The sequence below is a fragment of the Ancylobacter sp. genome, assembly GCF_965249975.1.
Taxonomy (GTDB): Bacteria; Pseudomonadota; Alphaproteobacteria; order Rhizobiales; family Xanthobacteraceae; genus Ancylobacter.
In genome coordinates, this window is sequence record NZ_CBDFNE010000018.1 from 258,741 (window position 1) to 271,761 (window position 13,021).

A 13,021-nucleotide genomic window follows, 5' to 3' on the forward strand; every position below is an offset into this window, starting at 1 on the left:
GGATTTATTGAACGAGTCAATCGACGCGGCAGCTGCATTTACCGCCGCGCGCTACCGCAGAGACCGCGCACCGCTTGTGCCGCTCTCGCAACTGGTATAATGACTATATCAAGATATGAGTGAGCAGAGACTCACCATAGAGGAAGCGCACGGAAGGCAGGGCGGCGCGCATTTGCGCGGCGGAGCGGTCTTGCGTGCCGAGCCAGGACAGCCGCATGCCCGCGCCCCACCGGATCGAAGCCGACTATCTCGTTGAGACCGCCTATGATCCCCGCCGCGCCATCGAGGCGATGGCGGGCGAACAGTCGAGCGGCACCTTCGTCGCCATTCCCGGCGAAACGCCGGAACTGAAGGAGCGCTCCGCCGCCCGCATCGAGGCGCTGGAGCTCGTGGGCACCGCGGAGGCCCCCTCCCTGCCCGGCGCCGGCCGTCCCGAGGGCGGGGTGATCCAGCGGGCGCGCGTCACCCTTTCCTGGCCGATGGACAATCTTGGCCCCTCGCTGCCGAACCTGCTGGCGACCGTGGCCGGCAATCTGTTCGAGCTGAAGCAGTTCTCCGGCTTGCGCCTTCTCGATATCCGCCTGCCGCAGGAATTCGCGCGGGCCTATGGCGGGCCGAAATTCGGCATTGAGGGCACGCGCCGCCTCGCCGGCGTCGAGGGGCGCCCGATCATCGGCACCATCGTCAAGCCGAGCGTGGGCTTCGGGCCGACCGAGACGGCGGACCTCGTGAAGCTGCTGGCGGAAGCGGGCATCGACTTCATCAAGGACGACGAATTGCAGTCCGACGGCCCGCATTGCCGCTTCGAGGACCGCGTGCGCGCGGTGATGCGTGTCATCAACGACCATGCCGACCGCACCGGCAAGAAGGTGATGTTCGCCTTCAACCTCACCGGCGAGATCGACCAGATGCGCCGCCGCCACGACCTCGTGCGCGAGGCCGGCGGCACCTGCGTCATGGCCAGCCTCAACTCGGTCGGCTTGGTCGGCATGATCGAGCTCGGCCGCTTCACCGAGCTGCCGCTGCACGCCCACCGCAATGGCTGGGGTTATCTCTCGCGCGCGCCGATGCTCGGCTGGTCCTATGTCGCCTGGCAGAAGATCTGGCGGCTGGCGGGGGCCGACCACATGCATGTCAACGGCCTCGCCAACAAGTTCTCGGAGCCTGACGACAGCGTCATCGCCTCGGCCCGCGCGTGCCTCACCCCGCTGTTCGACGACAAGCCCTGCATCGCCATGCCGGTGTTCTCCTCCGGCCAGTCCGCCAAGCAGGCGCCCGGCACCTATGCCGCGCTGGGTTCGGCGGATCTGATCTTCGCCGCCGGCGGCGGCATCATGGCCCATCCCGACGGCCCGGCGGCGGGCGTCGCGTCGCTGCGCGAGGCCTGGGAAGCGGCGATGAGCGACGTACCGCTCGCCGATTATGCCCGCGACCATGCCGCGCTTGCCCGCGCGCTGGAGACCTATGCGGCATGAGCCCCGCTCCGGCTTCCGCCCTTCCGCCCGGCCCGCTCGTCGCCTTCTATGGCGACGACTATACCGGCTCGTCGGCGGTGATGGAGGTGCTGAGCTTCGCCGGCCTGCCGACCGTGCTGTTTCTCGGCCCGCCGACGCCGGCGCAGCTCGCCCGCTTCCAGGACAGGCGCGGCATCGGCATTGCCGGCGTCGCCCGCTCGCAGCCGCCGGAATGGATGGATGAGCACCTGCCGCCGATCTTTGAGCAACTGGCCGCGCTGAAGGCGCCGATCAGCCATTACAAGGTCTGTTCGACTTTCGATTCCGCGCCGCATGTCGGCTCCATCGGCCGCGCGGCGGAAATCGGCGAGCGCATTCTCGGCGGCGCCTGGCACCCGCTTGTTGTCGGCGCGCCGGCTATCGCCCGCTACCAGGCCTTCGGCAATCTGTTCGCCGCCATCGACGGCACCGGCTATCGGCTCGACCGCCACCCGGTGATGGCGCGCCATCCGGTGACGCCGATGAACGAGGCGGATGTGCGCCGGCACCTCGCACGGCAGACCGACCTGCCGGTCGGCCTCGTCGATTTCGTCGCCATGAAGACCGGAAAGGCCGAGGCGCAACTCGCCGCCGAGCGCGCGGCCGGCGCCCGCATCCTGGCGCTCGACGTGCTCGACGACGAGACTCTGGCGCAGGCCGGGCGGCTGGTGTGGGAACAGCGCGGCGAGCGCCTGTTCGCCCTGGGCTCGCAGGGGCTGGAATATGCGCTCGTCGCCTATTGGCGCCGTGCCGGGCTGCTGGAGGCGGAAGCGCCGACGGCACCGCCGGCGCGGGCCGCGCACATCGCCGTCGTCTCCGGTTCCTGCTCGCCCATCACGGCGGGCCAGATTCAGCACGCGCTGGCGCACGGCTTCGAGGGCATCAGGCTCGACGCTACCCGCGCGGTGGACGCGGGCGCCTGGGCGAGCGAGGTCGCGCGCGGGACGGCGGCGGCGCTCAAAGCGCTGGAGGCCGGCCGCGACCCGCTCATCTTCACCGCCAGCGGCCCGGACGATCCGGCGGTGCCGGCGCTCGGCCACGCGATCGACGCGGCCGGCGCCGCCCCGGCGGAGGTGAATGCCCGCATCGGCGACGGGCTCGGGCGCGTGCTGGACGCGGTGGTCGACCGGGCCGGACTGACGCGCGCCGTCATTTCCGGCGGCGACACGTCGGGTCATGCCGGCATGGCGCTCGGCATCTATGCGGTGACCGCGCTGGCGCCGCTCGCGCCCGGCTCGCCGCTCTGCCGCGCCTATGCGGAAGGCGCCCATGACGGGCTCGAAATCACGTTCAAGGGCGGCCAGATGGGCCGGCCGGACTTCTTCAGCGCCGCACGGGGCGGCGTCGCCAACCATTGACCAGGGGAGAGACCTCACATGAAAAAGATCGCCTTGCTCGGCGCCGGCGGAAAGATGGGCGTCCGGCTCGCCACCAATCTCCAGGGCTCGCCCTATGAGGTGATGCATGTCGAGCCGACCGAGGCCGGCCGTGCCCGCCTGAAGGAAAAGACCGGGCTCGACTGCATCGACGGCGACAATGCGCTCGCCGATGCCGACGCCGTGCTCATGGCCGTGCCGGACCGGCTCATCGGCAAGATCGCCCATACCTTCATCGAGAAGGTGAAGCCCGGCACCGCGATCATCATGCTCGACGCCGCCGCCCCACATGCGGGCGAACTGCCCCAGCGCGACGATGTCACCTATTTCGTCACCCATCCCTGCCACCCGCCGATCTTCAACGACGAGGTGACGGAAGAGGCGAAGAACGACTTCTTCGGCGGCGTGCACGCCAAGCAGCACATCGTCTGCGCGCTGATGCAGGGGCCGGAAGAGCACTATGCCCAGTGCGAGCAGATCGCCCGCACCATCTACAAGCCGGTCATGCGGGCGCATCGCTGCACGGTGGAGCAGATCGCCATCATGGAGCCGGCGCTGGCCGAGACCATCGGCGCCACGCTCTGCCTCGCCCTGCGCGAGGCGACGGATGAAGCCGTGCGCCGCGGCGTGCCGCGCCAGGCGGCGACCGACTTCCTGCTCGGGCACCTCACCATCGAGCTGGCGATCGCCTTCGAGATCTTCCCCGAGGGCAAGTTCTCCGACGGCGCGCTCTATGCCATCGACCAGGCCCGGCCGCAGATTTTCCGCGAGGGCTGGCTGGAGCGGATCTTCGACCCCAAGGCCGTGCAGCGCTCGGTCGAGGAAATCTGCAACCCGCCCAAGGCCGCCTGAGGCGGCGTCAACCCGCGCCACCGGAGGCGGCTCGCTGCCTCCGGTCCCGCCGAGAACCAGAACGGTCCGGCACCATCACCCCTCACGAGGAAACGCCACATGATCCTTCACGCCCGCCTTGCGACGGCACTGGCCGCCGCGCTGATCGCCGCCCCCGTCGTGGCGCACGCCGCCGACGACATTCAGGAACGCACCCTCAAATTCGGCTACAGCACCTTCGAGGCGCATCCGCTCGGCCAGGGGGCGAACAAGTTCGTCGCCCTCGTGGACGCGAAAAGCGGCGGCAAGATCAAGATGAAGGTCTACCCGGCCACGCAGCTCGGCTCGGAAACGCAGACCATCTCCGCCACCCAGGGCGGCGTGCAGGACATTGTCGGCACCTCCACCGCGCCGATCGTCGGCCTGGTCAAGGAATACGCCATTTTCGACCTGCCCTTCCTGCTCGCCAATGACAAGCAGGCCGATGCGCTGGTGGACGGCCCGGTCGGCCAGGCGCTGCTGGCCAAGCTGCAGGACAAGAACCTCGTCGGCCTGTGCTTCTTCGAGAACGGCTTCCGTAACGTCACCAACAGCAAGCACCCGATTTCCTCCGCCGACGACGTGTCGGGGCTGAAGATCCGGGTGATGCAGAACCCGGTCTATATCGACGCCTTCAAGACGCTGGGCGCCAATGCCGTGCCGATGCCGTGGCCGGAGGTCTATACCGCGCTCGAATCCGGCGCCATCGACGCGCAGGAGAACCCGTTCGGCATCATCTATGTGAACAAGCTGAACGAAGTGCAGAAATATGTCAGCGTCACCAAGCACGCCTATTCGCCCTGGGCGGTGATGATGAGCAAGAAGCTCTGGGACAAGCTCTCGCCGACCGAGCAGAAGATCTTCACGGAAAGCTGCAACGAGGCCAAGGTCTATCAGCGTCAGGTCAGCCGGGCGGAGGACGCCAAGATCGTCGCCGAGCTGAAGGAGCGCGGTATGCAGATCAATGAGCTCACGCCCGCCCAACTCGCCGACCTCAAGGCCAAGTTGCAGCCGGTGATCGCCAAATACAGCGAGAGCCTCGGCGTCGACCTGGTGAAGCAGGCGCAGGACTCCATCGCCGCCTCGCAGTAGCGCGCGCCCTGCCGCCGGTCGCCCGACGCGACCGGCGGGTTTCCTGCCTGCAGACGTCACGAGGAGGCGCGGGATGTCCCGGCTTGTGAACGCCTATTTCTTCCTGCTGAAGGCGCTCTGCGCGCTGCTGCTCGCCGGCATGGTGGTGCTGGTCTTCGGCAATGTCGTGCTGCGCTACGGCTTCAACTCGGGCATCACCCTGTCCGAGGAGGTCTCGCGCTGGATGTTCGTGTGGCTGACCTTTCTCGGCGCCATCGTCGCCCTGCGCGAACGCGGCCATCTCGGCGTCGATTCGCTGGTCCGGCGCCTGCCGCTCTGGGGCAAGAAGCTGTGCTACGTGGTGAGCCACAGCCTCGTCATCTACGCCATCGTGCTGTTCATGCTCGGCACCTGGGACCAGACGCTGATCAACTGGGACGTGGTCGCCCCCGCCTCGGGCGCATCGGTCGCGCTGTTCTACGGCGTCGGCCTCATCTTCGGCGTGTCCACCCTGCCGCTGCTGCTGGTCGACCTGTTGCGGGTGCTGAGCGGCCGCGCCAGCGAAGACGACCTGATCGCCGTGCGCGACTCCGAGGAGGAGAGCGTCGATGAGGTGCAGCGCCGCCACCTCGCCGCCGATGCGCGCGAACTTTCCGGCGGCCGGACGCCGCGCGCGGGAGAAGCCGCATGACCATCCTCGTCTTCTCGCTGTCGCTGCTCGGCTCCATGGCCATCGGCATGCCGATCGCCTTCGCGCTGCTGCTCTCCGGCATCGCCTTGATGCACTATCTCGACATTTTCGACCCGCAGATCGTGGCGCAGAACCTGATCAACGGGGCGGATTCCTTTCCGCTGATGGCCGTGCCCTTCTTCATGCTGGCCGGCGAGCTGATGAACACCGGCGGGCTGTCCAAGCGCATCGTCAATGTCGCGCTCGCCGCCGTCGGCCATGTGAAGGGCGGGCTCGGCTATGTCGCCATTCTCGCCGCCTGCGTGATCTCCGCCCTGTCGGGCTCGGCCGTGGCGGACGCGGCCGCGCTCTCGGCCCTGCTGGTGCCGATGATGGTGCGCGCCGGCCATGACAAGGCCCGCTCCGCCGGGCTGATCGCGGCCTCCAGCGTCATTGGCCCGATCATCCCGCCCAGCATCGGCTTCGTCATCTTCGGCGTGATCGGTGGGGTGTCGATCACCAAGCTCTTCCTCGCCGGCCTCGTGCCCGGCCTCCTGATCGGCGCGGCTCTCGCCGGCGCCTGGTGGTGGGAGGTGCGCAAGGAGAACATCGTGCCGCCGCCCCGCCAGAGCGCCGGTGCGGTGCTGAAGGCGCTGGTGGACGGCGCCTGGGCGTTGATGCTGCCGGTCATCATCATCGTCGGGCTGAAGATGGGCGTGTTCACGCCGACCGAATCCGCCGTGGTGGCCGCCGTCTATTCGCTGTTCGTCGCCACCTGCGTCTATCGCGAGCTGAAAGTGTCCGAGCTGTTCGATGTCTTCGTCACCGCGGCGAAGACCACGGCGGTGGTGATGTTCCTGGTGGCGGCCGCGCTCGTCACCTCCTGGCTCATCACCGTCTCGGACATCACCCGCGACCTGGTCACCATGCTGGAGCCGCTGCTCGGCCAGCCTACGCTGCTGCTGCTCGCCATCATGGCGGTAGTGATCATCGTCGGCACCGCCATGGACATGACGCCGACCATCCTGATCCTGACGCCGGTGCTGATGCCCATCGTCAAGGCGGCGGGCATCGACCCGGTCTATTTCGGCGTGCTGTTCATCGTGAACAACTCGATCGGCCTGATCACCCCGCCGGTCGGCACCGTGCTCAACGTCGTCTCGGGCGTGGCGCGGATCCGGCTGGAGCCGCTGATGAAGGCGGTCACCCCGTTCATGCTGGTGCAGTTCGCGGTGCTGTTCCTGATGGTGCTGTTTCCCCAGATCGTCCTCTGGCCGCTGCGGTTCTTCGGCCATTGAACCGTGTGCGGGCGCGCGAGAGACTGGTATGCTCAACATGCCGACCCGGCGCGAGACGGGTCTGACCCTGCAGGAGCGCGTGAATGGCCGACATTTCCGACACCATAGTGCGACGAAAACTGTCTCATGAGGTGTTCGACCGCCTGAAGGCGCTGATCGCCTCGGGGGAACTCGGGCCCGGCGATGCCCTGCCCTCCGAGCGCGACCTGATGGAGCGCTTCGGCGTCGGCCGCCCCGCCATACGCGAGGCGATGCAGGCACTGGCCAATATCGGCCTCATCGCCATCACCCATGGCGAGCGGGCCCGCGTGCAGCAGCTTTCCGCGCGCTCGCTGTTCCAGCAGGTGGACCTTACGGCGCAGATCCTGCTTTCCGCCTCGCCGGACAGCCTGGAGCATCTCAAGCAGGCCCGCCGCTTTTTCGAGCGTGGCATGGCGCGCGAAGCCGCCCAGCGTGCCGAGGCGACCGACATTGCCGCCTTGCGCGGCATTCTCGACCAGCAGGCCAAGGCGGTGAGCGAGCCCAAGCAGTTCATCGCCTATGACATGCGCTTCCACACCCAGATCGCGGCGATTTCCGGCAACCCGATCTTCGAGGCGGTGAGCGAGGCCATGCTCTCCTGGCTGCGCCAGTACTATACGGAAATGCTCACCTGGTCCGGCCGCGAAAACGTGACGCTGGTCGAGCATGAAGCGATCATCGACCATATCGCCCGGCACGACGCCGACGGGGCGGAGGCGCTGATGGTCAAGCATCTCGACCGTTCCAGCGCGCTCTACACCCGGCCCGGGTGACCCGTCACCCTTCCAGCCGCAGCACCGCATAGGCCGGGAGAAGGAGCGACCCGGCCCCAGCCTCAACCGGGCGCGGGCCGGCGCCGCCGAGCACCGCCGCCACGTCGAGCAATTGCGCGCGGCCGGGGAAGGGCAGCGTCACGGACTGTTCCTGCGGCGTCAGATTCGCGGCCAGCAGCACACGGTCGCCGGCGGGGGTGGCGCCAGCCAATGCCAGCACACGTGCCGGATCGGCCGAGGCCACGGAAATCGCCGGCGCACCGCCGAGCGCCGCCAGCCAGCGCGCCGTGTGGAACACGGGACGGCGGCGGGCCGGCGCGTCCTCGGCCAGCAGGCCGAACGGGCCGGTGAGGGCCGCGCCGGTGAAACTCTCCACCCCCGCTTCCGCGAGGCGCGCGGCCATGCCGACCAGATAGGCGGCGGCGAACAGCCCGTCCTGCCGGGGATCGCGCTCCGCCATCGGCATCCGCCGGCGCTCGGGATTGGGCATCACCCGCGCGCCATAGGGATTGTGCCGCATGCCGATGGTGGAAGGCCCGATGCGGTACGGCATGTCCGCGCCGATGAACGCCCGCGCCGAGCGCAGGATGAAGGGCAGCGCCTCCAGCGACTGCATCACCGCGCGGTCGTCGGCATCGTGCACGATGGGACAGGTGCAGTGGGTGACATAGTCCAGCAGCGCCACCGGCGGGCGCTTGCGATTCAGCTCGGTGAAATAGCTGAACATGCCGCCGCCGAGCCGCAGGGCCGGGAAAGCGCGGCGGGCAGCTTCATAGACCTCTTCCAGCGGCGGACAGCGCGGCCAGACGCTGCCGGGCGGGGTGGAGCGCCGGTCGACCGCGGGGCTGACGGCGAGTGCATCCAGCCGCAGCCCGGCCGCTGCCACCTGCCGGGCGAGGTCGGAAAACTCCTCAATGAGCGGGCGCGCGCAGGGGACGACATATTCCAGCACGCTGGCCCCGCCCTGCCCCGCCAGACGGGCGAAAGCGGCGAGTTCAGCCGGGCCGTGGCCGGCCGTCGGGTCGAAATGGAACAGCAGTTCTTGCGGGGCGAGCGCGGCCAGTTCGTCGGTGGCGTCGCACGTCGCGGCGGCCTGATCGGGGGCGATCACCAGCCCGAAAAGCGGCAGCCGCCCGCGCGTCGCGCCTGGCGTGAGCACCACCGGCGCGTCGTCGCGCGGGGTCGGCGCGACGGCGCCTTCCGCCGCGATGTCCAGCGTCACGCGCTGGCGCCCCGGCGCGCCGGCCGGCAGCACATAGGGCCAGGGCAAGGCCAGCGGGCGGACATAGGTCTTGTAGGAAGCGTCCGACCAGTTGCGCTGGTCCTCCATCTCGAACGCGTCGCCCTCCATCCGGCAGGTCGCCCGCACCCCCGGCGCAACGGCGTGGCTGATCGCCCGCATGTCCTTGAAGGGCTGCGCCGGGTCGATCAGCTCCGGCAGGCGGGCCACCACCCGGCGGCCATCGACATGCTCCACCTCGACCTCGGTGCCGGCGAGCCCGACGATGGGGTGAAGAACGGTGAAGCCGCAGCGATTGGTGAGGAAGTCGCCTTCCGGCACCGCCTCGCCCTCGAAGACGAGGCAGGTCGGGCGGCCCTCGATGCGGCCCTTATAGACCAGCCGCTCCCCGCCCGGACCGACACAGTCGGCGCGGTAGCGAACCGCAAAGCGCCCCTCCCCTTCCTCGACCGTGAGATCGTGCAGCGTGGGCGCATAGGTGCCCCAGTCCTTGTCGCGCACCACGAAGGAGATCGCCCGCAGCACCTCGACGCCGTGAAAGCGGATGTTGCGCAGATTGCCCTCGATCAGCTCCGCGCTCAGTGGACCGGCCTTGAGCCGGCGCACCTCCGGCTCCGGCTCCGGGGTCCCGAACAGCGCCAGCCGAAGGGCCTCGGGAGAAATGCCGGCGGTCATGGCGTGACGCCCTCCGGCCTGGGAGCGGCGCGGCGCCGGCGCACCGCCCGCCCGCCCGCCAGCGCCAGCACGGCGATGACGACGAGGCCCTGCACGATGTCCTGCGTGCCCGCCGGCAGGCCGGCGATCTGCATGGTGGTGACGATGAGGATAAGCAGGAAGCTGCCGCACAGCGTGCCGAGCGCGGTGGAGGACCCGCCGAAGATCAGCGAACCACCGAGCACCACCGCCCCCAGCGACTGCAGCAGATAGGGCTGGCCCATCTCCAGAAAGGCGCCGCCGACATAGGCGCCGAGCAGCATTCCCGTCAGCGCCGCCAGCAGGGCGGAGGCGAGGAAGGCGCCGGCGACGACGCGGCCGGTGCGGATGCCGGCCAGCGCCGCCGCCCGCTCGTTCTGCCCGACGGCGGAGAGCCGGCGCCCATAGACGGTGCGCCCGAGCAGCAGGCCGGCGAGCGCCACGGCGACAAGCGCGATGACCAGCATCAGCGGCACGCCCTCGACCCGGCCGGCGGCCAGCGTCTTGAGGAAGGGGCTCATGGAGAAGCCCGCCGCCCAGCGATTGGCGATCAGCGTCGCGGTGGCGAGGATATAGCCGGTCGCCAGGGTGGCGATGATGGCGGGGATGCGCAGCACGACGACCAGCAGCGCATTGGCGAGCCCGGTCACCAGGCCGATGCCGAGCACCGCCGCCAGCGCCAGCGGCAGGCGCGCATCCGAACCGGCCGCCACCACGATGCTGGCATAGGCGCTCAGCGTCAGCACGCTGGCGATCGACAGGTCGATATTGCCCCGCCCGGTGGTGACGACCAGCATCTGCCCCAGAGCGACGAGGGTGAGGAAGCTGGCGGACACCGCCACGCCGGAGAGCGAATGCAGGCTGAAACGTCCGGTGGTGATCGACAGAACCGCCCAGAGCAGCAGCACGCCGAGGGCGGACCAGATCCAGCGGTGGCGCTCCAGCCGTTCGATCAGGGCGGTCATCGGCGGGCCTCCCGGCGATCGGCAAGCGCGCGCAGCGCCAGCATGGACAGAAGCAGGCAGCCCTGCACGGCGGCATTGTAGTCGGTGGAAACGCCGAGCGCCCCGAGCAGTGCCCCGACCAGCGCGAGGGTAAGCGCCCCCGCCACCACGCCGAGCGGCGAGACCAGCCCGCCGATCAGCGCGCAGCCGCCCATGACGACGGCGGCGACGCTGATGAGGGTGAACGGCCCGCCGGCATTGATGTCGCTGGCGGTGTTGATGGCGGTGAGCGAGAGCCCCGCCGCCAGCGCGAACAGGCTCGCCAGCATGTAGCGCAGGACGGCGTAGCGCAGCGGCGACCAACCGCCCAGCGTCATCGCCGGCGCGTTGTTGCCGAAGCCGCGCAGCACCACGCCGAGCGGCGAACGGTCGATGGCGAGAGCGACGAGCGCCGCCACGCCGATGAGCACGAGGCTTGCGGGCACGTCGAACAGCGTCCAGGCGAAGGCGGCCGACAGCCATTCCGGCGACGCGCCGCCCGGCGTCGGCTGCAGCGTGTAGCCGACGCCGATCCAGATGAAGGAGGCGCCGAGCGTGACCACGATGGCGGGAATACGCCGCAGCTGGATCGTCGCCCCGATCAGCCCATAGGCGAGGACGCAGGCGACGAGCGCGAGCGCACCGAGCCAGGGCGTGTCGAGCAGCAGCGTGGCGCTCAGCACATTGACCAACCCGGCGAAGGCGCCGACGCCAAGGTCGATCTCGCTGCCGCCGACGACGAACATTTGCGCCAGCGCCACCAGCACCAGCGCCAGCGCCGGCCCGAGCAGCAGTTCGAGGCCGAACAGCGAGACGGTGAGCGGGTTCACCCAGGCCATGAGCGCGAAGACGGCGGCGAGGCTGGCGAAGGGGGCCAGATCGACCAGCCGGTCGGCGAGCCCGCGCGCGCCGGCGGTTGCATCGCGCTCGCTCGTTCCGCCGCCGGCAAAGGAGGCGTCGACGATCGCCTGCTCGGTGATCTCCGCCCCCACCAGCTCGCGCACGATGCGGCCGCCGGCGAACACCAGAACGCGGTCGCATTCCAGGAATTCGATGTCTTCCGTCGAATGCCAGATGACGAGCCGTCCCGCCCGCGCCACCGTGCCGATCAGCGCGTAGAAATCCTCCTTCGCCCCGACATCGACGCCGCGCGTGGGATCGTCGAACAGGATCGTGCCGGCGTCGCCCACCAGCGCCCGGGCGACGAGCGCCTTCTGCTGGTTGCCGCCCGAGAGGTCGAGAATGGGGGAATCGAAACGGGCGGGATCGAGCTTCAGCTTCTCGGCCGCGGCACGGGCGGCTTCGCGTTCCCGCGCCTCCTGCACCAGACCGAACGGCGCCCGGCCTTCCAGCCGGCCGAGCGCGATGTTGGAGAGCACGCTCCACAGCGGAAACACGCCCTCCTTCTGCCGGTCGCCGGAGACGAAGCTGGCATTGCCCTTGGGCACGATACCGGCGCCCGGCCTTCGGTGAAGACGGTGCAGCAGGTCGCGCTGGCCGGAGCCTTCCAGCCCGGCGAGACCGACGACCTCGCCGGCACGCAGCACCACGTCGCGCCCCAGGGCCGCGACGAGCGGGCCGGACAGGCGCACCTGTTCGGGCGCTTCCGCCCCGATGACGGGGCGGCCGGCGCGGCGGGAGCGCATCTCGCTCTCGCTCGCCCCGCCCATCGCCCGCACCAGCGCCTCGACGCTCGCCTCCACCGCCGGCCCGCACCAGACGGAGCGGCCATTGCGCAGCACCAGAACGCGGTGGGCGATGTCGACCACCTCCTGCAGCTTGTGGCTGATGAAGATGAAGGCGAGCCCCTGCGCGGTGCGGGTCTTGATATAGGCGCGCAGCTGCCGGCTGCGTTCCAGGCCCAGCGAGGAAGTCGGCTCGTCGAGGATGACAAGGCGCACCTGCGGCGTGGCGACGGCGCGGGCGATCTCCACCATCTGGCGCTGGCCTATGGCGAGATGGGCGACGCGGGCATCGACCGAAATGCCGTGATCGGGAAACACCTCGTCCAGCGCCGCCCGCGCCCGGGCGCGGTAGGTCCGGCGCCAGCCGGGCAGCGCCCGCGCCGCCTCCGGCGCTTCCAGAAAGAAGTTCTCCGCCACCGAGAGATTGTCGCACAGCGACAATTCCTGATGCACGATGCGGATGCCGCCGGCCTGCGCCAGCACGGTGTCGTAGAGATCGGTGGCGATGTCGACGCCGCGCAGCGTGATGCGGCCGGCATCGGCGCGGGTGACGCCGCACAAAATGCGCATCAGCGTCGACTTGCCGGCGCCATTGCCGCCGACAAGGCCAAGCACCTCGCCGGCGCCGACGACGAGATCCACCGCGTCATTGGCCCGGGTCGGACCAAACGCCTTGGAGATGCCGGACAGGCGCACGACCGGCGCCGGCGCGGCGCCGTCGGCCTCGCCGAACGCGTGCGGCCCGGCCGCAGAGGGAGTGTGACGAGGCGGCGCCGACGCACCGGCCACGCGTGCCGGTGCGTCCTGCGCGGCAGAGAAAGCTGCCGTCATCATGCGTGTCCGTGGTC

10 protein-coding genes are annotated in these 13,021 nt (G+C 69.6%); 7 read left to right on the forward strand and 3 right to left on the reverse strand.

The window, feature by feature from the left end; genetic code table 11:
• The first annotated feature begins 215 nt into the window (after window positions 1-215).
• The 7 genes from ACP2AH_RS14160 (at window position 216) to ACP2AH_RS14190 (ending at window position 7,572) form a co-directional block, all read left to right on the forward strand.
• Window positions 216-1,475 carry a ribulose-bisphosphate carboxylase large subunit family protein gene (locus ACP2AH_RS14160; RefSeq protein ID WP_425106391.1) on the forward strand — a complete coding sequence of 420 codons (1,260 nt, stop codon included), beginning with the start codon at window positions 216-218 and terminating at the stop codon, window positions 1,473-1,475.
• Window positions 1,472-2,851, forward strand: coding sequence for a four-carbon acid sugar kinase family protein (locus tag ACP2AH_RS14165; RefSeq protein ID WP_425106392.1), 1,380 nt, complete (start codon window positions 1,472-1,474; stop codon window positions 2,849-2,851). The genes ACP2AH_RS14160 and ACP2AH_RS14165 overlap by 4 nt, the downstream gene beginning before the upstream one ends.
• A gap of 18 nt (window positions 2,852-2,869) precedes the next feature.
• Window positions 2,870-3,721 carry a phosphogluconate dehydrogenase C-terminal domain-containing protein gene (locus tag ACP2AH_RS14170; protein ID WP_307019326.1) on the forward strand — a complete coding sequence of 284 codons (852 nt, stop codon included), beginning with the start codon at window positions 2,870-2,872 and terminating at the stop codon, window positions 3,719-3,721.
• 99 nt (window positions 3,722-3,820) lie between these two features.
• Window positions 3,821-4,831, forward strand: a complete 1,011-nt coding sequence (locus ACP2AH_RS14175) for a TRAP transporter substrate-binding protein (protein WP_425106393.1) — start codon at window positions 3,821-3,823, stop codon at window positions 4,829-4,831.
• Between the two features lie 73 nt (window positions 4,832-4,904).
• Window positions 4,905-5,501 (forward strand): TRAP transporter small permease, encoded by a 597-nt coding sequence (locus tag ACP2AH_RS14180; RefSeq protein ID WP_425106394.1) that lies wholly within the window; start codon window positions 4,905-4,907, stop codon window positions 5,499-5,501.
• Window positions 5,498-6,778, forward strand: coding sequence for a TRAP transporter large permease (locus ACP2AH_RS14185; protein WP_425106395.1), 1,281 nt, complete (start codon window positions 5,498-5,500; stop codon window positions 6,776-6,778). Before ACP2AH_RS14180 ends, ACP2AH_RS14185 begins: the two co-directional genes overlap by 4 nt.
• Before the next feature lie 83 nt (window positions 6,779-6,861).
• Window positions 6,862-7,572: a transcriptional regulator NanR gene (locus ACP2AH_RS14190; protein WP_425106396.1), complete on the forward strand. Its 711-nt coding sequence runs from the start codon at window positions 6,862-6,864 to the stop codon at window positions 7,570-7,572.
• A 4-nt stretch (window positions 7,573-7,576) separates the two neighbouring features.
• On the opposite strand, the gene apnL is transcribed toward ACP2AH_RS14190, so the two are convergent.
• From apnL to ACP2AH_RS14205, 3 genes are read right to left on the reverse strand one after another with little or no spacing between them, the layout of a single operon-like run.
• On the reverse strand, window positions 7,577-9,487 hold the full coding sequence (gene apnL, locus ACP2AH_RS14195; RefSeq protein WP_425106397.1) for a D-apionate lactonase: 1,911 nt from the start codon (window positions 9,485-9,487) through the stop codon (window positions 7,577-7,579).
• Window positions 9,484-10,470 carry an ABC transporter permease gene (locus ACP2AH_RS14200; RefSeq protein ID WP_425106398.1) on the reverse strand — a complete coding sequence of 329 codons (987 nt, stop codon included), beginning with the start codon at window positions 10,468-10,470 and terminating at the stop codon, window positions 9,484-9,486. The genes apnL and ACP2AH_RS14200 overlap by 4 nt, the downstream gene beginning before the upstream one ends.
• Window positions 10,467-13,007, reverse strand: a complete 2,541-nt coding sequence (locus tag ACP2AH_RS14205; protein ID WP_425106399.1) for an ATP-binding cassette domain-containing protein — start codon at window positions 13,005-13,007, stop codon at window positions 10,467-10,469. The genes ACP2AH_RS14200 and ACP2AH_RS14205 overlap by 4 nt, the downstream gene beginning before the upstream one ends.
• Window positions 13,008-13,021 lie beyond the last annotated feature (14 nt).

Coding starts and splice junctions, on each gene's coding strand:
- ACP2AH_RS14170 (WP_307019326.1), top strand. CDS start 2,870: ATGAAAAAGATCGCCTTGCTCGGCGCCGGCGGAAAGATGGGCGTCCGG.
- ACP2AH_RS14200 (WP_425106398.1), bottom strand. CDS start 10,470: ATGACCGCCCTGATCGAACGGCTGGAGCGCCACCGCTGGATCTGGTCC.
- ACP2AH_RS14190 (WP_425106396.1), top strand. CDS start 6,862: ATGGCCGACATTTCCGACACCATAGTGCGACGAAAACTGTCTCATGAG.
- ACP2AH_RS14165 (WP_425106392.1), top strand. CDS start 1,472: ATGAGCCCCGCTCCGGCTTCCGCCCTTCCGCCCGGCCCGCTCGTCGCC.
- ACP2AH_RS14185 (WP_425106395.1), top strand. CDS start 5,498: ATGACCATCCTCGTCTTCTCGCTGTCGCTGCTCGGCTCCATGGCCATC.
- ACP2AH_RS14180 (WP_425106394.1), top strand. CDS start 4,905: ATGTCCCGGCTTGTGAACGCCTATTTCTTCCTGCTGAAGGCGCTCTGC.
- ACP2AH_RS14205 (WP_425106399.1), bottom strand. CDS start 13,007: ATGATGACGGCAGCTTTCTCTGCCGCGCAGGACGCACCGGCACGCGTG.
- ACP2AH_RS14175 (WP_425106393.1), top strand. CDS start 3,821: ATGATCCTTCACGCCCGCCTTGCGACGGCACTGGCCGCCGCGCTGATC.
- ACP2AH_RS14160 (WP_425106391.1), top strand. CDS start 216: ATGCCCGCGCCCCACCGGATCGAAGCCGACTATCTCGTTGAGACCGCC.
- apnL (WP_425106397.1), bottom strand. CDS start 9,487: ATGACCGCCGGCATTTCTCCCGAGGCCCTTCGGCTGGCGCTGTTCGGG.